General features: G+C 43.6%; 21 protein-coding genes and 1 tRNA gene. 12 read left to right on the top strand and 10 right to left on the bottom strand.

Annotated features, from left to right (window positions below; translation table 11 throughout):
* From B9A91_RS21300 to B9A91_RS21290, 3 genes are read right to left on the bottom strand one after another with little or no spacing between them, the layout of a single operon-like run.
* Positions 1 to 465, bottom strand: a complete 465-nt coding sequence (locus B9A91_RS21300; protein ID WP_235012636.1) for a GreA/GreB family elongation factor — start codon at positions 463 to 465, stop codon at positions 1 to 3.
* Positions 450 to 1,055 carry a nitroreductase family protein gene (locus tag B9A91_RS21295; RefSeq protein ID WP_235012635.1) on the bottom strand — a complete coding sequence of 202 codons (606 nt, stop codon included), beginning with the start codon at positions 1,053 to 1,055 and terminating at the stop codon, positions 450 to 452. The genes B9A91_RS21300 and B9A91_RS21295 overlap by 16 nt, the downstream gene beginning before the upstream one ends.
* Before the next feature lie 59 nt (positions 1,056 to 1,114).
* On the bottom strand, positions 1,115 to 1,684 hold the full coding sequence (locus tag B9A91_RS21290) for a hypothetical protein (RefSeq protein ID WP_084241084.1): 570 nt from the start codon (positions 1,682 to 1,684) through the stop codon (positions 1,115 to 1,117).
* A gap of 68 nt (positions 1,685 to 1,752) precedes the next feature.
* Here B9A91_RS21290 and B9A91_RS21285 point away from each other — a divergent pair, with 68 nt between their 5' ends.
* The 7 genes from B9A91_RS21285 to B9A91_RS21260 all read left to right on the top strand — a co-directional run bounded on the left by B9A91_RS21285 (position 1,753) and on the right by B9A91_RS21260 (position 6,896).
* Positions 1,753 to 3,378 (top strand): ABC-F family ATP-binding cassette domain-containing protein, encoded by a 1,626-nt coding sequence (locus tag B9A91_RS21285; RefSeq protein WP_084241228.1) that lies wholly within the window; start codon positions 1,753 to 1,755, stop codon positions 3,376 to 3,378.
* Positions 3,379 to 3,535: 157 nt separating this feature from the next.
* On the top strand, positions 3,536 to 3,916 hold the full coding sequence (locus B9A91_RS21280) for a MerC domain-containing protein (RefSeq protein WP_084241083.1): 381 nt from the start codon (positions 3,536 to 3,538) through the stop codon (positions 3,914 to 3,916).
* Between the two features lie 98 nt (positions 3,917 to 4,014).
* Entirely contained in the window at positions 4,015 to 4,143 is a 129-nt protein-coding gene (locus B9A91_RS24500) for a hypothetical protein (RefSeq protein WP_262497624.1), read from the top strand.
* Between the two features lie 5 nt (positions 4,144 to 4,148).
* Positions 4,149 to 4,778: an ABC transporter ATP-binding protein gene (locus tag B9A91_RS21275; RefSeq protein ID WP_084241082.1), complete on the top strand. Its 630-nt coding sequence runs from the start codon at positions 4,149 to 4,151 to the stop codon at positions 4,776 to 4,778.
* On the top strand, positions 4,775 to 5,998 hold the full coding sequence (locus tag B9A91_RS21270) for an ABC transporter permease (protein WP_084241081.1): 1,224 nt from the start codon (positions 4,775 to 4,777) through the stop codon (positions 5,996 to 5,998). The genes B9A91_RS21275 and B9A91_RS21270 overlap by 4 nt, the downstream gene beginning before the upstream one ends.
* Positions 5,999 to 6,022: 24 nt before the next feature.
* Positions 6,023 to 6,466: a hypothetical protein gene (locus B9A91_RS21265; protein ID WP_084241080.1), complete on the top strand. Its 444-nt coding sequence runs from the start codon at positions 6,023 to 6,025 to the stop codon at positions 6,464 to 6,466.
* A 10-nt stretch (positions 6,467 to 6,476) separates the two neighbouring features.
* Positions 6,477 to 6,896 carry a Fur family transcriptional regulator gene (locus tag B9A91_RS21260; protein ID WP_084241079.1) on the top strand — a complete coding sequence of 140 codons (420 nt, stop codon included), beginning with the start codon at positions 6,477 to 6,479 and terminating at the stop codon, positions 6,894 to 6,896.
* On the opposite strand, the gene B9A91_RS21255 is transcribed toward B9A91_RS21260, so the two are convergent.
* Together B9A91_RS21255 and B9A91_RS21250 are read right to left on the bottom strand one after the other, a co-directional pair.
* Positions 6,893 to 7,393, bottom strand: coding sequence for an FKBP-type peptidyl-prolyl cis-trans isomerase (locus B9A91_RS21255; protein WP_084241078.1), 501 nt, complete (start codon positions 7,391 to 7,393; stop codon positions 6,893 to 6,895). The genes B9A91_RS21260 and B9A91_RS21255 overlap by 4 nt on opposite strands.
* A gap of 7 nt (positions 7,394 to 7,400) precedes the next feature.
* Positions 7,401 to 9,419 (bottom strand): thioredoxin domain-containing protein, encoded by a 2,019-nt coding sequence (locus B9A91_RS21250; RefSeq protein WP_084241077.1) that lies wholly within the window; start codon positions 9,417 to 9,419, stop codon positions 7,401 to 7,403.
* A gap of 50 nt (positions 9,420 to 9,469) precedes the next feature.
* On the opposite strand from B9A91_RS21250, the gene B9A91_RS21245 reads away from it, so the two are divergent.
* Positions 9,470 to 10,567, top strand: a complete 1,098-nt coding sequence (locus B9A91_RS21245) for a mandelate racemase/muconate lactonizing enzyme family protein (protein ID WP_084241076.1) — start codon at positions 9,470 to 9,472, stop codon at positions 10,565 to 10,567.
* Positions 10,564 to 12,021: a cardiolipin synthase gene (gene cls, locus B9A91_RS21240; RefSeq protein WP_317043353.1), complete on the top strand. Its 1,458-nt coding sequence runs from the start codon at positions 10,564 to 10,566 to the stop codon at positions 12,019 to 12,021. The genes B9A91_RS21245 and cls overlap by 4 nt, the downstream gene beginning before the upstream one ends.
* 12 nt (positions 12,022 to 12,033) lie before the next feature.
* Here the strand turns inward: cls and B9A91_RS21235 are convergent, their stop codons facing one another.
* The 4 genes from B9A91_RS21235 to B9A91_RS21220 form a co-directional block, all read right to left on the bottom strand.
* Positions 12,034 to 12,216, bottom strand: a complete 183-nt coding sequence (locus B9A91_RS21235) for a hypothetical protein (RefSeq protein ID WP_084241074.1) — start codon at positions 12,214 to 12,216, stop codon at positions 12,034 to 12,036.
* Between the two features lie 75 nt (positions 12,217 to 12,291).
* Positions 12,292 to 12,375 (bottom strand) — tRNA-Leu (locus B9A91_RS21230).
* An 87-nt stretch (positions 12,376 to 12,462) separates the two neighbouring features.
* Positions 12,463 to 13,383, bottom strand: a complete 921-nt coding sequence (locus B9A91_RS21225; RefSeq protein WP_084241073.1) for a glycoside hydrolase family 25 protein — start codon at positions 13,381 to 13,383, stop codon at positions 12,463 to 12,465.
* Positions 13,384 to 13,547: 164 nt separating this feature from the next.
* Positions 13,548 to 14,918, bottom strand: coding sequence for a dipeptidase (locus B9A91_RS21220; protein WP_084241072.1), 1,371 nt, complete (start codon positions 14,916 to 14,918; stop codon positions 13,548 to 13,550).
* Between the two features lie 498 nt (positions 14,919 to 15,416).
* Between B9A91_RS21220 and B9A91_RS21210 the strand changes: the two genes are divergently transcribed.
* The 3 genes from B9A91_RS21210 to murA all read left to right on the top strand — a co-directional run bounded on the left by B9A91_RS21210 (position 15,417) and on the right by murA (position 19,924).
* Complete coding sequence (locus tag B9A91_RS21210) at positions 15,417 to 17,726, top strand: ATP-dependent helicase (RefSeq protein ID WP_084241070.1); 2,310 nt, start codon at positions 15,417 to 15,419, stop codon at positions 17,724 to 17,726.
* Between the two features lie 173 nt (positions 17,727 to 17,899).
* Positions 17,900 to 18,565, top strand: coding sequence for a DUF4290 domain-containing protein (locus B9A91_RS21205; protein ID WP_084241069.1), 666 nt, complete (start codon positions 17,900 to 17,902; stop codon positions 18,563 to 18,565).
* Between the two features lie 33 nt (positions 18,566 to 18,598).
* Positions 18,599 to 19,924, top strand: a complete 1,326-nt coding sequence (gene murA / locus B9A91_RS21200; RefSeq protein WP_084241068.1) for a UDP-N-acetylglucosamine 1-carboxyvinyltransferase — start codon at positions 18,599 to 18,601, stop codon at positions 19,922 to 19,924.
* 46 nt (positions 19,925 to 19,970) lie between these two features.
* Here the strand turns inward: murA and B9A91_RS21195 are convergent, their stop codons facing one another.
* Entirely contained in the window at positions 19,971 to 21,332 is a 1,362-nt protein-coding gene (locus tag B9A91_RS21195) for a pyridoxal-phosphate dependent enzyme (protein ID WP_084241067.1), read from the bottom strand.
* Positions 21,333 to 21,353: the final 21 nt, after the last annotated feature.

The following is a 21,353-nucleotide window of genomic DNA, read 5'->3' as shown; positions in this document are numbered from 1 at the left end:
TTACTCAACAGCTGTAATCTTGTATTTTTTGCCGTTAAAGGTAAAATCCTCGCCTTTTTTGTGGCCAAGCATCAGTTTACCTATCGGTGAAGCTGCCGAAATTGCAAAAACGGTTTTACCCCCGGCCTGCAGTTGCCCTGCACTGATGCTGATGTAAAAAATACCTTCGGTGGTATGGACCAGGCTTCCGCCACTTATGGTATCGGCGGCGGCTGTATGCCCAACAGCTTCCAATACTTTCAGGTTATCCTGTGCATCAATCAATAAACGTTTGTTACGGTCTATGTCCTGCTGCATCATTTCCCTGCTGGTTTCATACTTGTCGCCGGCACTGCTTTTTGTATCGTCGTTACTGGCTTCCCGGGCTTGCGCCAGAGCAGTTTCTGCAGTCTGAATACGCTGCTCAATAAAATTTAAGCACAGCTGATATAAATTCTCTTTGTCCATATTTACGACTCTACCCATTTAATTTTCTCTTCTATAGGCGTCCGTTTCGCTTCCCTGGGTTCTTCATTGTGATAGCCCATGTAAAAAAGTCCGAAACATTTTTCATGTTCACCTAAGTTAAGATATTCTTTGAGATCTGCAATCATCCCTGGCGAACTCCAGTAAGCACCAACCTGAAGGGCCTCGGCGGTAAGGGCCATGTTCTGCACGGCGCAGGCCAAAGCAGCCAGTTCTTCCCATTCAGGAATTTTATCGCTATGCAGCTTTGCATTCAAAGTGATGATACAGCCGGCCTGTTCTGCCTTTTCTGTAATGCTATCGTATTTTTTCTGCAGGAACTGGTTCAACGGGGTGCTTTCCTTATACAGACGGGCTAGTTCCTGCCCCAGTTTTATTTTCCCCTCGTTCCTGAATACAATAAAGCGCCAGGGTTCTGTCAGTTTATGCGTAGGTGCATAGTTGGCACTTTCCAGGATTTGTCTGATCACTTCTACCGGAACCTCTTCCTGGGTATAACTAACGGGAAAAATGCTTCTCCGGCGTTTAATGATATTGCTTAAAATTGTGATTTCTTTGTTCTCCATAACGTTCTTGGTAACGCTTTCCATGATTGTTAGACAAACGTACGTATGCCTGCAAAAATAAAATTAAAGGGCAGACGAAATGTTTACCTGGTGTAATACTTTTTCAATTGTTTCTTTACCATTTTGGCACGGGCAAAAAAAGCAATGCTTTCTATACCCATCAGGTGTTCAATAGTTTCCTGCAGTTCCTCCTTTATCCAGCCGTACCGCGGCACCAGGTTGGCCAGGGCCTGCATACAATGTACTTTACTGGCCACCAGTGTTTCCGGATCAACCAGCCAGGTAAACAACACCTCTATTACCGGATCAAAATCCAGCTGGCCGGAGAGCTCCCTATAAACCGGATCTGCGTTCCTGTCTGTCATCAGTGCCAAAATTTTGGCATAATGACGCATGGCCGAAGGGTTCTTTTGGCGGGGAAGCAGGCTCAGCAACGCCGGCACATGCGCACGGAACTCCTGAGGCCGGTTTGTCATCAGGTACTCGAGCATCCAGGCCGCTCGGAAAGCTACCTCCTTCTTTTTATAAAAGCTGAGTTCCAGCAAATCGGCAATATCCGGATTATGGCCTTCAATGATGGCCGTAACATTGTCGACCATCTTAAATTTCATGGAAGTATCCAGTCTTGCAATCAGTTCTTCTTTACCTACCATACAAAAATCTAGTGATCAAACTTAATAAAATAAATTATACTTACCTTTGCGGCTTATTTTTCAGCAATATGATTTCAGTTTCTAATTTATCACTCCGCTACGGAAAAAGAACTTTATTTGAAGATGTAAACCTAAAATTTACCCAGGGCAACTGCTATGGGGTAATTGGGGCCAACGGAGCAGGTAAATCTACTTTTCTTAAAATTTTATCAGGCGATGTAAGCCAGACTACAGGTACTGTAGCTTTTACCCCCGGAGAGCGTATGGCGGTTTTAAAACAAAACCACTATGAGTTTGATGAATTCAGTGTAATTGAAACTGTAATGATGGGCCACAAGGAATTGTACGACATCATGAAAGAAAAGGATGCCATCTATTTAAAGGAAGATTTTACCGATAAAGATGGCGAACGTGCCGGCGAACTGGAGAACAGATTTGCGGAAATGGACGGCTGGAATATGGAAAGCAATGCCGCTACCATGCTGAGCAACCTGGGTATTAAAGAAGAATACCATTATAAACAACTTAAAGAATTAGATGGTAATCAAAAGGTACGTGTTTTACTGGCACAGGCCCTATTTGGTAACCCCGATATCCTGCTGCTGGATGAGCCTACCAACGACCTTGACATTGATACCATCGCCTGGTTAGAGAACTTCCTGGCCGACTATCAGAACATTGTACTGGTGGTATCGCACGACAGGCACTTTTTAGATGCGGTTTGTACACATATTGTGGATATCGACTTCAGCAAAATGAGTATCTACTCTGGTAACTACACTTTCTGGTACGAGTCGAGTCAGCTGGCCTTAAAACAACGCAGCGACCAGAACAAAAAGCTGGAAGAAAAAGTGAAGGAGTTACAGGAGTTTATCCAGCGCTTTAGTGCAAATGCCTCTAAATCCAAACAGGCAACTTCGCGTAAAAAGGCTTTGGATAAGATCGACATTTCAGAAATCAAAGCTTCAAGCAGGAAATACCCGGCCATTTTGTTCAATAACCTGGGTAGGGAAGCTGGCGACCAGATTCTACAGGTAGAACATTTATCCTGTACACTTAATGGTGAAGTAATGTTTAAGGATGTGAGCTTCATGGTAAATAAAGGCGATAAAATTGCGGTTTTATCTCAGAACAGCCTGGCTACAACTGCTTTTTACAATGTACTTACCGGCAGGGAAAAGAATTATAAAGGTGAATTTAAGTTTGGTGTAACCATTAATGTGGCCGACATCCCTAACGACAATTCTATTTACTTTGAAAATAAAGATGAAAACCTGGTCGACTGGCTTCGTGAATATTCAGGCACCGATCAGGACGAGCAGTTTGTAAGGAGTTTCCTGGGTCGTATGCTTTTCTCTGGTGAAGAGGTGTTGAAAAACGTAAAAGTACTGTCGGGAGGCGAAAAGATGCGTTGCATGTTCTCGCAGATGATGCTGAAACATGCCAACCTTTTGTTGTTTGATGAACCAACCAACCACCTCGACCTGGAATCCATTACTGCACTGAACAATGGCATGAAAGATTTTAAAGGCACTGCCCTTTTTACTTCACGAGATCATGCCCTGACCGAATCTGTTGCGACACGTATCATTGAGCTGACCCCTAACGGTGCCATTGATAAAATGATGACCTATGATGAATACATCAGCAGTCCGGATATAGCAGAGCTGAGGGCAAAAATGTACAAAGGTTAATGCCCTGACTTTCAAAGAAAAAAATGCCCTCCTTACGGAGGGCATTTTTTTATATCATAACTTTTTTTTAAACATCTTTTGCAAATGCAACTTTATTGCTTTTATATTTGTGCTATAAAAATCTATCTGTTCATTTTATAAAAAACAAATTCAAAAGATGAAGCCATTTGTTAAATCAGCGCGCCTTGATCAGCTGGGCATTACTGCATCCCTGGCCTGCGCCATTCATTGCGCTGCCCTGCCATTCGTTATCAGCACCCTGCCGCTATGGGGATTAGGCTTCCTGGCCAATAGCTGGGTGGAAATCACCATGATCTGTCTTTCGTTGGTGATAGGTGTCTGGTCACTTGCCAGCGCATATCCTAAGCACAAAAAAATTACACCAATTGCTGTACTGCTGGCTGGCTTCGGATCAATAGCGCTGGGACATTATTTTATAGAAAGCCTGGAGGCTATACTGATCCCACTGGGTGGCTTTACCATTGCTGCAGCACATTTTATCAATTGGAAATACAGCCGCAGCTGCCAGCACAGCTAAAATTGCGGTTTATTTTAACCCGCAGTAGCAAATACTTTACACGAATAGTATATGCAATTTAATTGCATATACTATTTTTGTGTATTACACCATCCCATATGAACAAGAAACTAATATTCGCGGCATTTCTGGCTTTTGTAAGCATGATCAATCCTGGCTGCAAACATGAAAAGATGGATGGCAAAAAGCTTTACCTGAAGTATTTAAACAACCATCTAAAAAAATAACGGCTATGATCTCCATAAAATCGGTTTCACATCAATACACCGGCGGACATTCCATCAGCTTTAAGGACTGGCAGATTAGGCATGGTGAGCAATGGCTGCTGCTTGGCGAATCCGGAAGCGGAAAAACTACGCTGTTGCACATTCTCACCGGGATATTGCAACCAAAAGCCGGAGAAGTAATGATCAACGAAACTTCCATTTACAGTTTATCCTCCAAAGCACTGGATCAGTTCAGGGGACAGAACATCGGGATCATCTTTCAGCGTCCGCACCTGATCAAGAGTCTTAGCATTTCAGACAACCTGGTACTGGCACAAAGTTTTGCAGGGCTGCCTACCGATTTAAACAGGGTAAATGAAGTACTGGGTTCCTTAGGCATAGCCGATAAAAAGCACGCCTATCCCAACCAGCTTAGTCAGGGCCAATTGCAACGTGTTTCCATTGCCAGGGCGGCAATCAATAAGCCGGAACTGCTGATAGCAGACGAGCCGACTTCGAGCCTGGACGATAGAAACGCCACAGCGGTACTTGAACTGCTGCTGCAGCAATCGGGTATAAACCAGGCAACACTGGTTGTGGCTACGCACGACAAAAGAGTTAAAGATGCATTTTCAAATACCTACCAATTATCATGAGCCCATTAAAAATAAGCTGGAAAAGTCTGTGGTCTAAACCCCTATCAGCCGCCCTTAACATGATGCTCATTGCTTTTGGGACAGGCATTTTAACCATTTTACTGCTTGCTTCCAGGCAAATCGGTGAAAAACTGGAGAACAATTCTAAAGACATAGACCTGGTGGTTGGTGCCAAGGGTAGCCCGCTGCAGCTGATTCTCAGCAGTATATATCATATCGATTTCCCAACCGGCAATATCCCTTTAAAAGATGCCATGGAACTGGCCCATAGCCCTTTTGTGAAACGGGCTGTTCCGCTTGCACTGGGCGATAACTACAACGGGGTTCGCATAGTGGGCACAGACAGCAACTTTGTAAGCCTTTATAAATTGAAGACCCGGCAGGGTAAATTTTGGAAAACCGACTTTGAAACCACCATCGGCGCTGCCGTTGCAAAAAACGAAAAGCTGAAGATCGGCGATACCTTCTACGGTGCCCATGGCCTTAGCGGAAATACCGATGTGCACAAACATCACCAGTATACCGTTTCGGGAATCCTGGAACCTCAGGGAAATGTAACCGACAACCTTATCCTTACCAATGTGGCCAGTGTGTGGAAAATGCATGATGATCACGAAGATCATGAAGCACACGAAGGCCATGAGCACGAAGGGCATGAGCATGCTGAAGCTGAGCAGCCGCGCGAGCTCACTTCCCTGCTCATTCAATACCGCTCGCCTATGTCGGTAGCCATGTTCCCGCGAATGGTAAACGAAACCACCAATATGCAGTCCGCATCCCCTGCACAGGAAAGTACACGTCTGTTTTCCTTAATTGGTGTGGGCGTAGATACCCTGCAATGGTTTGCAGTACTCATTATGCTCATTGCAGCCATTAGTGTATTTGTAAATCTCTACAATTCATTGAAAGAACGCAACTACGACCTGGCCATTATGCGCACATTGGGTGCCTCCCGCACAAAACTATTTATCATAGTCATTGCCGAAGGCCTTATGCTTACTTTAGCAGGTACCTTAATCGGGATAGTACTTGGACACCTGGTTTTAGCGTTCATTGGCGGCAATCAGGAAAGCGGCCAGGCGCAGCTGAGTGGTTTTGTTTTACTTTATGATGAAATATACCTGTTTGTTGCTGGCCTTGCGATTGGTATATTTGCAGCGGTAATACCTGCGGTACAGGCCTACAGAGCAAATATTTCGAAGATACTGTCCAAAAACTAACGGTTATTACGTTAAACACATACAATGATGATAAAAAAACTCATACTGATGGCCTTACTTTTTACCGGAATTTCTGTTAAGGCCCAGCACAACCCTAATGATCAGATCAATTCTGACAACTGGGACATAATTGGAGGTGTTGATTTCAAGATTGTTAAAGACACAGAAATGCAGGCCATTTTTACGGCCGATATTAAAAAGCATGCTGGCAAACCTTTTGAGCTCGAGGGCTATATTGTACCTATTAAAGATGGTATGAAACAAAGTAAGTTCATGCTTTCTACCCTACCCATTAACCAGTGTTTTTACTGTGGAAAAAATGGCGTTCCAATTATGGTGCTGGTGGAAATGGCAGAACCGATAAAATTCACCTATAAAACTGTGGTGATCAAAGGGACACTTAAATTAAACGGAGGCAATGCAATGGATAACCCACCAATTTCACTGATCGGTGCCAAAGCCATATAAACCTTAAGCTATGAATATTGATCCTGTAAACATATTAAAAGAGCACGATTTAAAACATACCCGCCAAAGGGTACGCGTTTTAGAAGAAATAGCTTTAGATAGCGTGGCTATCTCTCAGCCTGAACTGGAGAAAAAACTGGGTAAGGAAATTGACCGTGTTACACTTTACAGAATATTGAATACCTATGAAGATAAGGGAATTCTTCACCGGATCATGGATATGCACGGAACGGCAAACTATGCCATCTGTTCTGACGCTTGTTCAGAAGAGCATCATCATGATGAGCATGTACATTTCAACTGCACACAATGTCTTAAAATCTATTGCCTGGAAATACAGGTTCCAAGAATAAAAATGCCTAAAGGCTTTAACGCAAAAACCGTAAGCTCTACAGCTTACGGCATTTGCGAAAAGTGTAATGCAAATTAGTGACCAGAGTGACCATCTGCACCATGTGCATGGCCATGGCTCAACTCTTCCTGAGTAGCTTCACGCACCATCAGGATTTCACCAGCAAAAATCAGGTTTTTACCAGCCATAGGATGGTTTAAATCTACCGATACCACATCCTCGTGGATAGCGGTAACACCAGCCCTGAAATGGTTGCCCTGGTTATCCTGTAAAGGAATTACATCGCCAACAGCTGGCAAGTCAACATCCTTAAACATTTCTTTTGGCAAATCCGCGTATGCACCTGGATCGATTTCTCCGTAGCCATCAGCTGCCGAAAGCTCGAAACTATAGTTATCGCCAACATTTAATCCAGCCAGATGCTCTTCAAATTTTGGCAACATCATTCCTGTACCATATAAAAAAACGAGTGCATTGTCTTTCTCTGCTTTTTCTACAAAAACTTGTTGTCCTTCTTCATTAGTCGTATGCAATTCGTACGTTAATGATACCACTGTATTGGGTTTAATACTCATTAGAATGTTATTTAATTATCAATTTTAATGCTTCATCAACAGTAGCTACTGGCAACTGGCATACTTTATTTCGGCAAATATAGATTTTTGTTTCAATGCTTTGCTTATCTTTTAACAATGGCAGTCCCGAATTTGTTCCTCCCAATGTAATTTTATTGGGAATGTAGTGTTTATCGATTTCAGTCTTGGCTGCTGTAAAACCTTCGCCAGCTATCGCGATCTCGTTTATACCAAACACTTCATTCAGCAATTGTATAGCCCAGTTGGAATAGGCAGAGCCATAGGTTTTGATTTGTGGCAAAACAGCGGCCAGCATTGCTTCTGCCTTCAACAGGTACCGGTCATCGTCAAACAACAAACCCAGCTTCTGCAGGTTTTGCGCCATGACCGAATTCGAGGCAGGGATCACATTGTCCATAATTTCATGCTTGCGGGCAATCAGCACCTCACCGTTTCCGGGTGTGTAAAACAACATCGGCCCTTCTGCATCTTCAAAATTAAGCAATACATAATCGCTCAAGCGCCTCGCTTGCTGCAGCCATTGTTCATCCAGATCGTAAGCGTACAAGGCTATCAATGCCTCTATAAAAAAAGCATAATCATCTAAAAATCCGGCAATATTGGCTTTTCCGTTCTTATAATTCCGGTACAGCCCCCCATCTGTTGTACTCAGATTTTCCAGTATAAATACAACCGCATTTTTTGCCAGTTTGTAATAATGCGGATTGGCAAATACTCCTGCACAATCAGCCAGGCCTTTAACAGCCATGGCATTCCAGGCTGTAAGGCATTTATCATCCAGTCCCGGTCGTACCCTTTTACTCCGCGCTTCCAGCAGGCTGGCTTTGGCATTTTTTATCTTTTGCAGCAGTTCAATAATGCTAAGGCCTTTTACTTCCGCATATTCCTCTTCCGTAAATTTCCGTAACAGGATATTGGTCTGCTCCTCTTCCCAGTTCCCATCTTCCGTTACCCCAAAATAATCGACCAGTAAATCAGCATCTTCCTGGCCAAGTGTCGCCTCAAACTCCGTTTTGTCCCACACATAAAATTTTCCTTCTACGCCCTCACTGTCTGCATCCAGCGCCGAATAGAATAAGCCTTCGGCTGAGGTCATTTCCCTTTCCAGCCAGGAAATCGTCTCTTCTGCAATTTCTTTAAACAGGGCTGATTTTGAATACTGAAAAGCCTCGGCATACAAGCTGATCAACTGCCCGTTGTCGTACAGCATCTTTTCAAAATGCGGCACATGCCAGTTACCATCTACCGAATACCGGGCAAAACCACCACCTATATGGTCGTAAATTCCGCCCATAGCCATCTTTTCAAGGGTCAGCAGCGCCGATACATGGGTGGCATCATCTTCCATTAGGTGGCTGTAGCGAAGCATAAACTGCCAGTTATTAGGCAAAGGAAACTTGGGCGCACGGTTATAGCCACCTTCACTCATATCAAAATACCGCTTCCAGGGTTCAATGATATCCCTCAGATGCTGGCGGTTATAGGCTTCAACTTTAATGTCAGGGATAATCTTTTCTGCATTTTTTATCCCATCTGTAAGCCTGTCGGCATAAGCCCTGGCCTTATCCGGTTCGTTTGCCCAAAGTCCGGCAACGCTCTGCAGCACATTGACCCAGTCTTCTTTCCTGAAATAGGTTCCTCCGTAAACAGGACGCTGATCGGGCAAACAAATGCAGTTCAAAGGCCAGCCCCCACTTCCAGTCATCAGTTGAATGGCCAGCATATAGATCTGATCGATATCTGGTCTTTCTTCCCTATCTACCTTTATACAAACGAAATGCCTGTTCATGACCTCTGCGACTTCATGATTTTCAAAACTTTCACGTTCCATGACATGACACCAGTGGCAGGCTGAGTAACCTATACTAACCAGGATCAATTTGTTTTCCTTAAGTGCTTTTTGCAAGGGCTCTTCTCCCCACTCGTACCAGTTCACCGGATTGTAAGCATGCTGTAGCAGGTAGGGCGACGATGCTTTAATTAAGCTGTTGGGTTCTGAATTCATGCAATAAAGGTAAAATTTATATTGTATTTTTACAGTAAAGCTATTTGCTCATGAAGATTACCCATACCGAGATTTACCGTTTCAGCATACCGATGGAGCCTTTTGTAATTGCTACCGGGACCATGCATTTTGCACAGAACGTGCTGATCAGGATATACACCGATGCTGGCATCTATGGTGTTGGCGAATGTTCGGCCTTTCCCATGATCGTTGGCGAAACCCAGGAAACCTGTCTGGCAATGGCAAAGGATTTTGCAACTATTCTGATGGGTAAAGACCCTCTGGACATTCCTGAAAGGATGAACGACCTCCTGGGTTATGCAGCCCACAACAGCACCATAAAAAGTGCATTTGACATGGCCCTATTTGATATTGTGGCAAAAAAAGCGCATCTGCCGCTGTACCGGTTTTTAGGCGGACAAAAACGGGTAATCGAAACCGACATGACCATTGGTATTGATAGCCCACAAAATATGGCGGCTTTGGCAGTTAAATACCAGCAGCAAGGCTGCAGGATCATCAAGATCAAATTGGGCAAAAAGATAAATGACGACATGGAAAGGGTGAAACAGATCAGGGAAGCAGTTGGCAGTGAGATGATACTCAGACTGGATGCCAACCAGGGATGGAGTTTTGACGATGCCCTGTTTGCATTGGGTGAACTGGCAGCCTTTGATATCGAATTTTGTGAACAACCTATGCGTACCTGGTTTGATGACCAGCTACCCGAGCTAAATATCAACTCGCCCATTAAAATCATGGCCGACGAAAGCTGTTACAATCATCACGATGCCCGCAGGCTCATCAACAGCCAGTCTTGCGAATACCTGAATATCAAATTTGCTAAATCAGGCGGCATTCTGGAAGCACAGAAAATCCACGAAGTGGCTATACAGGCAGGGGTCAAATGCATGATCGGAAGTATGTTGGAAAGCCGTATCGCTCTTAGTGCCAACCTGCATTTTGCACTGGCGAGCCCTAATGTCGTCTTCTTCGATCTGGACACTTGCCTGCTCGGCCATCTGGCTGACCCTGTTGTTGGTGGCCTGACCTATGATGGTTACCTGCTTGACGTTCCAGACACTCCTGGCATAGGTGCCGATGCAGATCCGCATTTCTTACTCAACTGCGATAAATGGATAGTATGATGAACTGGTGGCTGATTGGCGAAATTACCTATGTACTGATTTTAATTCTGGTTTGTCTGCGCATCGTTTACGATACCCGCAGCACTACTAAAACCCTTGCCTATCTTCTGTTTGCTATTTTTGTACCCATTTTGGGAATGATCTTTTATTTCTCCTTCGGCATCAATTACCGGCACAGAAAAATGTACAGCAAAAAGCTCTATGAAAACGACGATCTTGCTGCAAAGTTCCAGCAAAACATACTGAATTACTCTGAGCAGACCTTTAAGCACAACCATGCTGCCGTAATCAGCAATAAAGAACTCGCCTTTATGGTGCTAAAGGATTCCATGAGTCCTTTAACTGCAAATAATGCTGTTAAGGTACTTGTTAACGGCGAAAATAAATTTCCTGAAGTACTGGAAGCCATCAAAAATGCAAAACATCACATTCATATTGAATATTATATATATGAAGACGATCAGATCGGCACAGCCATCGAAAATGCACTTATAGCAAAAGCAAAGGAGGGGCTTACCGTTCGTTTCATTTATGATGATTTCGGCAGCCGTGACATCCGTAAAAAGCTTGTACCGCGACTCAAAGCCGGAGGTGTTTTAGCTTTCCCTTTTCTAAAAGTGCATTTTATGCTCCTGGCCAACAGGCTGAATTACCGGAACCATAGGAAAATTATTGTGATAGATGGCAACATCGCTTTTGTAGGCGGCATCAATGTAAGCGACAGATACATCAATAACAACGGAAACAAGCTTTACTGGCGCGACACCCATTTGCGGATAGATGGGCCGGGAACCCAATACCTGCAATACCTTTTCCTGTGCGACTGGAATTTTTGTGCCGGCGAAGAACTGCAACCTGATCGCTGCTTTTTTCCAACTCTGCCTTCCCAACAAGGAGAAAAAGAAAATAAGATTGTACAGATTGCCGCCAGTGGCCCTGATTCCGAATCACCAACCATCTTATTCTCCATCCTTCAGGCCATAAACCTGGCAACAGAAGAGATTCTTATAACCAGCCCATACTTCATTCCGGGCGAAAGCCTGCTCGATGCGCTAACCATCGCTTCGCTAAGCGGAATTAAAGTAAAATTATTGGTTCCGGGCAAGTCGGATTCCATACTGGTAAACGCTGCCGCCAGATCTTACTATAACGACCTGCTGCATTCCGGAGTAGAAATTTACCAGTACCAGAAGGGCTTTGTGCATGCAAAAACAATGGTGACCGACAGTAAGGTTGCCATTGTTGGTACCGCCAACATGGATTTCAGGAGCTTCGACCTCAATTTTGAAGTAAATGCCATTGTATACGATAACGAAATTGCCACTGAGCTGCGCAGGGTATTTTACGAAGACCTGAAAGATGCCAGGCCAATTAATCCCGGACAATGGGCTGACCGCCCCCTGTATAAACATCTGCTGGAAAAGGCAGCACGGCTTTTATCCCCTTTGTTGTAAACCAAAGGTATTTTATCTTTTAATGGTGATGGTTCGGCCCGTAACCAGATGAAAAATATAGATCTTATAAAGTCCATCATCCGTTATTTCCACGCTTTCCACCAGTCCGGTTTTGCTAAAAGTATCTGTAACCAGATCGCCTTTTTTCACGTCCTGTAGCACTTCTGATGGTGTTTCACTATTCAGCCTGATCATTTTGTATTCTTTAAGACTATTTATAATAACAAAAGCCTGCAAAACAATGTTTTGCAGGCTTTAAAAGTTTCGATGTGCCCGAAGAGAGACTCGAACTCTCAAGGATTGTACTCCAACGGCTTCTGAGACCGCAACGTTTACCAATTTCGCCATCCGGGCATTGATGTACTAAAGAAAAATCCTTACTTGGCGCAAATATAGTACTATTGCTGATTTTTACGAACATCTATGGAGATTTTTTTCTTTTTATTTGATCAGCAAACGGTCAAATGCCAGGCTATCTCCGTTAAATGCATTAAAATCAACTACATGGTTAATTCCGGAAATTTTGGCTTTATCAGAATGTTGCCAGAAATGCCATTTGGTATCTGCACCGACTTTCAGTTTCGGCTGATGGTAATGGGCTATCCACAAAGGGTAATTCTCAAAATTCCCTTTCAGGTAGTCTTTATAAAAAGAAAGTCCGGTGTATATAATGGGTTTTACTTTGGTCTTACGCTCTATGTGCTTCACAAAATCATTTAACTGTTTGCGCATTTCTGAAGCCGAAACTCCATTCAGTTCTTCAACATCCACAACCGGAGGCAAATCTCCTGCCTCAAAATTTACAGTCTGCAGAAAAAATTTGGCCTGCCATAAACCCGGCTTATGTGCCCTGAAGAAATGATAGGCCCCACAAATTACCCCTGCCTTAGGCGCCTCCCGCCAGTTGCGCTGAAAATAAGGATCTACCATAAAGAGGCCTTCGGTAGCCTTAATAAAAGCAAAATCTACTTTTACGTCGTCCTCTTTCATGTCTTTTACTTTTTTCCAGTCAATTTTACCCTGGTAGTAAGAAACATCAATGCCATGAATATTATAGCCCTTCGGGATACGGATATCAAAACTGCTGTAGGTACGGTAATTGGGATCCTCACCAATATCGCGGATCCATCGCCAGGTTGAACTGAAACCCTTAATGACATAAGCATAATAAAACGGCGAAAACAAAACCAGAAGCAGTATAACAATCATAAACTTCCATTCTGTAGATAAGCCTTTCTTTTTCTTACGGGCAGGTTTTCTGGCAACAGTTTTTTTTCGCGGCCGGCCAGATGCATCTGACTCATAAGCTTGACGGAAGGTAGGTTTTCGGGAAACAGGTGTTTTTCTAGGTGCTGGAGGCATGATGCCGCAAAAATACAAAAAACCCTAACGCTCCTAAGCTATGCACCCAAAAATAAAAACACCAATGTTCCTCATCGACTTTCGGATTCTCCTTCAGAATCCGCGGATAGAAGGAATATTGGTGTTTTTATAATTAAGCACCCTGCATACAGGGCACAAAACAATTACTTGCTCAGTTCAGCAAAATACTTGTGGAACAAAGGCAAAGTCTCTATTCCTTTATAATAGTTATAAATGTCATATTTCTCATTAGGTGAATGCAAAGCATCACTATCCAAACCAAAGCCAAAAAGTACAGATTTAATACCCAAAGCACTTTCAAACAACGCTACAATAGGAATACTACCGCCACCACGTGTAGGGATCGGCTCCTTGCCAAATGAATCTACAATGGCTTTTTCAGCAGCACGGTAAGCCACACTATCTGTAGGGGTAACTACCGGCTCACCACCATGATGCGCAGTAACTTTAACCTTTACATAATCAGGCGCAATGCTTTCAAAGTGTTTGGTAAACAGCGCCGAAATCTCATCAGAGCTTTGGTTAGGCACCAAACGCATAGAAATTTTGGCATTGGCTTTAGATGGAAGTACCGTTTTGGCACCTTCGCCAATATAACCGCTCCAGATTCCGTTAACCTCTAATGTAGGCCTGGTTCCGGTACGCTCTAAGGTCGAGTAACCTTTCTCTCCCCACTCCGCTTTGATATCCAGGTCTTCTTTATATTCATTCAGGTCAAATGGTGCCGAATTTAAAGCCTTTTTCTCTGCCTCTGTCAATTCCACAACTTTGTCGTAAAAACCAGGCACAGTAATGTGATTGTTCTCATCGTGCAATGAAGCAATCATTTTACACAGAATGGTTGCCGGATTGGCTACAGCACCACCGTACACACCGGAATGGAGGTCGCGGTTAGGCCCCACCACTTCCACTTCCATATAGGCCAGGCCACGCAGGCCGGTCTCAATAGAAGGGTTTTCCATACTGATCATCGAGGTATCAGAGATCAGCACCACGTCTGCTTTCAGTCGTTCTACATTTGCATGTACAAAAGTACCCAGGTTTGCAGAACCTACTTCCTCTTCGCCCTCAATCATGAACTTCACATTACAGGCCAGTGTACCAGTCTGCATCATCAGTTCAAAAGCTTTTACGTGCATATAAAACTGTCCTTTATCGTCGCAGGCACCACGTGCATAGATCTTGCCATCGCGCACTGTTGGTTCAAAGGGAGGTGTTTCCCAGAGGTCCAGCGGATCCGCAGGCTGCACATCATAATGTCCGTAAATCAAAACAGTAGGCAGCTTCTCATCAATAAGCTTCTCCCCATAAACAATCGGATAACCTGCAGTTTCACAAATTTCAACCTTATCAGCACCAGCATCTTTCAGTTTCTGCGCTACAAAATCAGCAGTTTTAAGTACATCGCCTTTATATTTCGGATCGGCACTTACAGATGGGAAACGTAACAATTCAAACAGCTCATCTAAAAAGCGCTGCCTGTTGTCTTCAACATATTTTTTGATCTCTTGCATAACAAATTAATTTGTACAAAGATACAAGGTAAAAGATAAACCAAGGTAACTACAAAACAGATATCGGCAGACGGGGCTTATGCCATCCCGGAAAAAGATATACTGTCAAGATCGTTCTACCTGTAATCGTCTTTGCAGGCATTGGTTTGATCTTACGTCCGACAATACCTTATCCTTCCCTTTATTGCAATTGTGGCAATCATGCTCTATTTTGAATTCAGACTTATTGAACCCCACAAAAGCCAGGCAATGTTGGACCCCTTATGCACTATACAGCTGAGGGTGTAATTCAATTAAATATGGCAATTACACTAAAATTAACCGTATGGTAAATTATTGGACCTATAAAATAGAAAGCAACAAAAAAACTGGAGCTAGATTTACTCCCGCTTTCTGTATTTTACCAACATATGTGGTTAAACAAGCAGATTTTCTTAAATTTGTATTTAAAATAAGAGTATACCTTTCAATAGCATCATTTAACAGCAGGAACGGATTTTGGATTATTTAGCAGGTTTAAACCCCCAACAACGCGCAGCAGTAGAAAACACGCAAGGCCCGGCAATGATTGTCGCCGGTGCAGGCTCTGGAAAAACAAGGGTGATCACTTACCGGGTGGCACACCTGATTGAAAAAGGGGTAGATGCGTTTAACATACTGGTACTTACCTTTACCAATAAGGCCTCCAAAGATATGCGCGAGCGGATCATGAAAGTGGTGGGCAGCGAGGCTAAAAACATATGGATGGGCACCTTTCACTCTGTATTCGCCAAAATACTACGTGTAGAAGCAGAAAAAATTGGTTACCCTTCCAATTTCACCATCTATGATACGGATGACAGCAAAAGCCTGATCCGGACCATACTCCGCGAAATGCAGCTGGATGACAAGCTGTACAATGCAAATTTTGTGTACAACAGGATCTCATCAGCCAAAAACAACCTGGTTTCCCATACAGAATATATGCAAAACCCGGAAATACAGGCAGAGGATGTGAGCAATAAACGTCCTTTAATAGGGGTAATTTATGAAACCTATACCAAGCGCTGTTTTAAGGCCGGGGCAATGGATTTTGATGATTTACTCTTCAAAACCAACGTTTTGCTCAAAACACACCCCGATGTGCTGAACAAATACCAGCAGAAATTCAAATACCTGATGGTAGACGAGTACCAGGATACCAACTTTTCGCAATATACCATCGTCAAAAAACTGGCTGCAGCTTACCAGAACATCTGTGTGGTGGGCGATGATGCCCAGAGTATCTATGCTTTCAGGGGTGCAAACATCCAGAACATTCTGAATTTTGAACGCGATTACCCCGACCTGCAGGTTTATAAACTGGAACAGAACTACCGGTCTACCCAGAATATTGTTGAAGTAGCCAACAGCATCATTGCCAACAATAAAAACCAGCTGGAAAAAAACGTGTTCTCTGACAACGAGGCGGGCGACAGGATTAAGGTACAGCGTGCATTTACCGACAACGAGGAAGGTAAAATGGTGGCTGAAGCTATTGTACAGGAACGCAGCACGAAAGGTTATACCTACCATGATTTTGCCATACTGTACCGTACCAATGCCCAGTCGAGGGCCATGGAGGAAGCCTTAAGAAAATTAAACATACCTTATAAGATATATGGCGGACTTTCCTTCTACCAGCGTAAAGAGGTAAAAGACCTGATCGCTTATTTCAGGCTAACCTTTAATCCGGCTGATGAAGAAGCGATCAAAAGGGTAATCAACTACCCCCGCAGGGGCCTTGGTGATACCACCGTAGAAAAAATCATGGTTGCAGCCGATCAGCACAACATCACCATGTGGCAGGTCATCTGTAACGCACAGCAATATATACCGGGCAGAACTGCCAATCAGCTGAATGATTTTGCGGTAATGATCCAAAGCTTTGCTGTAGAAGCGAAGAAACTGGATGCCTACGAAACCGCCTTATACATTGCCCAGCACTCCGGAATATTAAAGGAGCTGCATGCAGATCAGTCTGAAGAAGGTCGCGGTCGCCATGAAAACATACAGGAATTGTTAAACGGCATCAAGGAGTTTGGTGAGCGCGAAGACATTGAAGACCGGGGCCTGGCCGTTTTTATGCAGGACATTGCTTTGCTGACCAATGACGATAAAGCTGATGACAAAAATGCGGATACAGTTTCATTAATGACCATCCACTCTTCTAAGGGGTTGGAGTTTAAGAACGTATTTGTAGTTGGACTGGAAGAGAACCTCTTTCCTTCACAAATGTCGCTCAATTCGCGGTCTGACCTGGAAGAGGAGCGCAGGTTGTTCTATGTTGCCGTAACCCGTGCCGAGAAAAAGCTGACCCTTACTTATTCCACTTCTCGTTACCGCTGGGGAACGCTGACCAATTGCGAGCCCAGCCGCTTTATCGACGAGATCAATGCCCGCTTCCTGGAAATAGAAGTTGTAAAACCTGCCAAAAGCAGCTTGGGCGACAACAGCTTTGATACCGAAAGGCGCAGCTGGACGCAGCAACGTGATACTTTCAGCAAGCCAAAACCAGCCTCGGGTGGCACAGGAACGGTAAGTGCACCTGCACAACGGCCTAAAACTACGGCCATGCTGCCCAAGGCACACGTACCCACGCCAGGCTTTACTCCCGATGCGGCCAATGCCTTCCAGAATGGTATGGATGTAGAGCATGAAAAATTCGGTTTCGGAAAAATAATCAGCCTGGAAGGTACTTTGCCGGATGTAAAAGCTACCGTATTTTTTCAGGGCCTGGGCAATAAGCAGTTGCTCTTAAAATTTGCAAAGTTGCGAATTGTGAAATAACCCTTATATTTACAGAACTTACACAGACCACTAGTGGTCTGAAAATAAATAAAAAACTGATTATATATATTAAAACCGGCATTTTAACTGTTATTCCTTAATGACTGCGCCGGCTTAAATATGTCTGATAAAGTAGCCAGACATATATTAATCTTAAAAACGAAAAGATATAAATGAATTTCGAATACAACACCACAAGAAGCGAGTTGATATTAGCCGAATATGGCCGTAATGTACAAAATATGGTAAAGTACATTATCGAACTCCCAGATCTTGAAGAACGTAATAAATATGCCCAGGCGGTAATTGACCTGATGGGTTTTTTAAATCCACATTTACGTGATGTGGCTGATTTTAAACATAAACTGTGGGATCATTTACACATCATTTCAGGTTATAAAATAGATGTGGACAGTCCCTATCCAAAGCCTACCCCTGAAGCAGCACTGGTTAAACCGCAGCATATTGGTTATCCTCAGCAAAAAATTACCTATAAACATTATGGTAAAACCGTTGAAATGATGATTGAACGGGCTAAGGAAGTGGAAGAACCTGAACGCAGGGCCGCCCTGGTACAAGGCATAGCCAATTTCATGAAAATGGCCTACGTTACCTGGAATAAAGACAGTGTTGCTGATGAAACCATATTAAAGAACCTTCGCGAATTATCAGGCGGACAACTGCAGCTGGATGAAAACATCAACTTAAACAAGGTTGAATTTAAGCCTGCAGCTCCTGCAAGACCATCCAACAACAACAATCGCAACAGGAACAACGGCAAAAACAGACAAAACAACAACCGTCAGCAGCGCAACAACAACACCAAACAACGCCACTAGTTTTACCCTTTACCATACATCTTAAGAATAAACATGAACGCATTTGAAATAATTGGTGGAAAGAAATTAAAAGGTGAAATTCAGCCTCAGGGAGCAAAGAATGAAGCTTTACAAATCATATCTGCTGTTTTATTGACCGACCAGAAGATCACCATCAGTAATATACCGGATATAAAAGATGTAAACAAACTGATTGAATTGCTTGGAGATATGGGCGTAACCATCGAACGCCTGAATAAAGACACTTATACTTTCGAAGCCAAAAACATTAACCTTGATTTCTTTCAGTCGGATGTTTTTAAAACCAAAGGCGGTGGCTTAAGAGGCTCCATCATGATTGTCGGACCGCTATTAGGCCGCTTTGGAAAAGCTGCAATTCCTAAACCAGGAGGTGATAAAATTGGCCGCAGAAGGCTTGACACACACTTCATAGGTTTTGAAAAACTGGGTGCAAAATTTGTATATGATACCAAAAAGGAGTTCTTTAACGTAGATGCGACCAATTTAAAAGGAGCTTACATCCTGCTGGATGAAGCCTCTGTGACAGGAACGGCCAATATTGTGATGGCAGCTGTACTGGCTAAAGGTACCACCACCATTTATAATGCAGCCTGCGAACCCTACCTGCAACAGCTTTGCAAAATGCTGAACCGTATGGGTGCAAAAATCTCGGGTGTGGGTTCCAACCTGTTGACCATCGAAGGCGTTAAAAAATTAGGTGGCACAGCACATAGAATGCTTCCTGATATGATAGAAATCGGTTCTTTCATTGGCCTTGCTGCTATGACAGAATCTGAAATCACCATCAAAAACGTATGCTATTCAGAGTTGGGTGTAATACCTGATGTATTTAAAAAACTGGGCATCAAATTCGAATTAAAAGGAGATGATATTTATATTCCTTCGCAAAAACACTATGTAATTGAATCATTTATCGACGGCTCTATGCTCACCATTGCCGACTCTCCATGGCCTGGCTTTACCCCAGACTTGCTGAGTATCGTATTGGTAGTAGCTACACAGGCCCGCGGAAATGTGCTGATCCACCAGAAAATGTTCGAAAGCAGGTTGTTCTTTGTGGATAAACTGATCGATATGGGCGCGCAGATCATCCTTTGCGATCCGCACAGGGCCTCAGTAAATGGTATCGACAAAAAGTACAAGCTAAGGGGCATCAGTATGACCTCTCCTGACATCCGCGCCGGGGTTTCCCTGCTGATTGCAGCCCTGTCTGCAGAAGGTAAATCAACCATCTTCAATATCGAGCAGATTGAACGCGGCTACCAGGACATCGACACACGACTGCGCGCATTAGGTGCCCAGATCAAACGTGTAGAAGCATCAGCACCAACGCATTAAGCATAAAAAAGCCCCTTAAGGGGCTTTTTTATGCAATTCCATTTCCTTAACCTGAAATGGCATTAATGATATCATACTGGGTAATGATCTCAATTTTCCCCTCCTCATCCTCCACCAATACGGCACTGTTTTCTTTATTGATCAATGAAGAAATCCGGTCTATGGAGGTATTCATGTCCACAAAAGGAAAACCAGCCGTCATAATCTGTTCCACAGGGGCCGACTTCAGCGAAGGGTTTTCCAGTAATGCCTTCAGGATATCGCCCTCTGCCAGTTTACCCACAACCATACCTTTCTGGGTAACAGGGATCTGAGAAATATTGAGTGTATTCATATTATTGATGGCCTCAATAATGGTCTTTTCGCAATCTATGGTAATGATCTCTGTATTTTCTTTTTTCTGCAGGATAGAACGGGCCGTAAGCTTTTCATCCTTAAGAAATCCGCGCTCGCGCAACCAGTCTTCGTTGTACATTTTACCCATATAGCGGCTGCCGTGGTCATGAAAAATCACCACTACAACATCTCCAGCTTTCAGTTTATCCTTCAGCTGCAGCAGGCCTGCAATTGCAGATCCGGCAGAATTCCCTGCAAATATCCCCTCTTTACGGGCAATATCCCGGGTCATCAGGGCTGCATCCTTATCTGTTACCTTCTCAAACAGATCTATAATGTCAAAATCAACGTTCCTGGGCAAAAAGTCCTCACCTATCCCTTCAGTAATGTAAGGATAGATCTCATTTTTATCCAGGATCCCCGTTTCTTTATATTTCTTAAATACTGAACCATAAGTGTCTATGCCCCAAACTTTAATATCCGGATTTTTCTCTTTCAGGTATTTTCCTGTACCGGAAATGGTTCCGCCTGTACCCACACCTACTACCAAATGCGTTATTTTACCTTCAGTCTGTTCCCAGATCTCCGGACCGGTCTGCTCGTAATGGGCCTGGCTGTTAGATAAGTTATCGTATTGGTTAGGTTTCCATGAATTCGGCACCTCTCGCTCCAGGCGTGATGACACCGAATAATAAGAACGGGGATCTTCCGGCTCCACATTGGTTGGGCAAACGATCACCTCGGCCCCGAAAGCACGCAGTGCATCTACCTTTTCTTTCGATTGTTTGTCGGTAGTGGTAAAAATACACTTATAACCTTTTATAATGGCGGCCATCGCCAGTCCCATACCGGTATTACCGGAGGTACCTTCAATAATTGTCCCGCCCGGTTTCAGTTTACCACTCCGTTCCGCATCTTCAATCATCTTCACCGCCATGCGGTCTTTAATTGAATTTCCGGGATTGGTTGTTTCAATCTTGGCCAGCACAGTAGCCGGAATATCCTTTGTAATGTTATTCAATTTTACCAATGGCGTATTGCCGATCGTTTCCAAAATGTTGTTGTACCACATGTTACAAAAATACGGATTGAA

It is taken from the genome of Pedobacter africanus (assembly GCF_900176535.1).
Taxonomy (GTDB): Bacteria; Bacteroidota; Bacteroidia; order Sphingobacteriales; family Sphingobacteriaceae; genus Pedobacter; species Pedobacter africanus.
The sequence above is the reverse complement of the archived record's forward strand: the minus strand, read 5'-3'. Positions and strand labels throughout refer to the sequence as shown.

Coding starts and splice junctions, on each gene's coding strand:
- B9A91_RS21270 (WP_084241081.1), top strand. CDS start 4,775: ATGAGCCCATTAAAAATAAGCTGGAAAAGTCTGTGGTCTAAACCCCTA.
- B9A91_RS24500 (WP_262497624.1), top strand. CDS start 4,015: ATGAACAAGAAACTAATATTCGCGGCATTTCTGGCTTTTGTAAGCATG.
- B9A91_RS21220 (WP_084241072.1), bottom strand. CDS start 14,918: ATGCAAGAGATCAAAAAATATGTTGAAGACAACAGGCAGCGCTTTTTA.
- B9A91_RS21255 (WP_084241078.1), bottom strand. CDS start 7,393: ATGAGTATTAAACCCAATACAGTGGTATCATTAACGTACGAATTGCAT.
- B9A91_RS21295 (WP_235012635.1), bottom strand. CDS start 1,055: ATGGAAAGCGTTACCAAGAACGTTATGGAGAACAAAGAAATCACAATT.
- B9A91_RS21300 (WP_235012636.1), bottom strand. CDS start 465: ATGGGTAGAGTCGTAAATATGGACAAAGAGAATTTATATCAGCTGTGC.
- B9A91_RS21205 (WP_084241069.1), top strand. CDS start 17,900: ATGAATTTCGAATACAACACCACAAGAAGCGAGTTGATATTAGCCGAA.
- B9A91_RS21235 (WP_084241074.1), bottom strand. CDS start 12,216: ATGATCAGGCTGAATAGTGAAACACCATCAGAAGTGCTACAGGACGTG.
- murA (WP_084241068.1), top strand. CDS start 18,599: ATGAACGCATTTGAAATAATTGGTGGAAAGAAATTAAAAGGTGAAATT.
- B9A91_RS21280 (WP_084241083.1), top strand. CDS start 3,536: ATGAAGCCATTTGTTAAATCAGCGCGCCTTGATCAGCTGGGCATTACT.
- B9A91_RS21285 (WP_084241228.1), top strand. CDS start 1,753: ATGATTTCAGTTTCTAATTTATCACTCCGCTACGGAAAAAGAACTTTA.
- B9A91_RS21250 (WP_084241077.1), bottom strand. CDS start 9,419: ATGAATTCAGAACCCAACAGCTTAATTAAAGCATCGTCGCCCTACCTG.
- B9A91_RS21225 (WP_084241073.1), bottom strand. CDS start 13,383: ATGCCTCCAGCACCTAGAAAAACACCTGTTTCCCGAAAACCTACCTTC.
- B9A91_RS21195 (WP_084241067.1), bottom strand. CDS start 21,332: ATGTGGTACAACAACATTTTGGAAACGATCGGCAATACGCCATTGGTA.
- B9A91_RS21290 (WP_084241084.1), bottom strand. CDS start 1,684: ATGGTAGGTAAAGAAGAACTGATTGCAAGACTGGATACTTCCATGAAA.
- B9A91_RS21260 (WP_084241079.1), top strand. CDS start 6,477: ATGAATATTGATCCTGTAAACATATTAAAAGAGCACGATTTAAAACAT.
- cls (WP_317043353.1), top strand. CDS start 10,564: ATGATGAACTGGTGGCTGATTGGCGAAATTACCTATGTACTGATTTTA.
- B9A91_RS21275 (WP_084241082.1), top strand. CDS start 4,149: ATGATCTCCATAAAATCGGTTTCACATCAATACACCGGCGGACATTCC.
- B9A91_RS21265 (WP_084241080.1), top strand. CDS start 6,023: ATGATGATAAAAAAACTCATACTGATGGCCTTACTTTTTACCGGAATT.
- B9A91_RS21245 (WP_084241076.1), top strand. CDS start 9,470: ATGAAGATTACCCATACCGAGATTTACCGTTTCAGCATACCGATGGAG.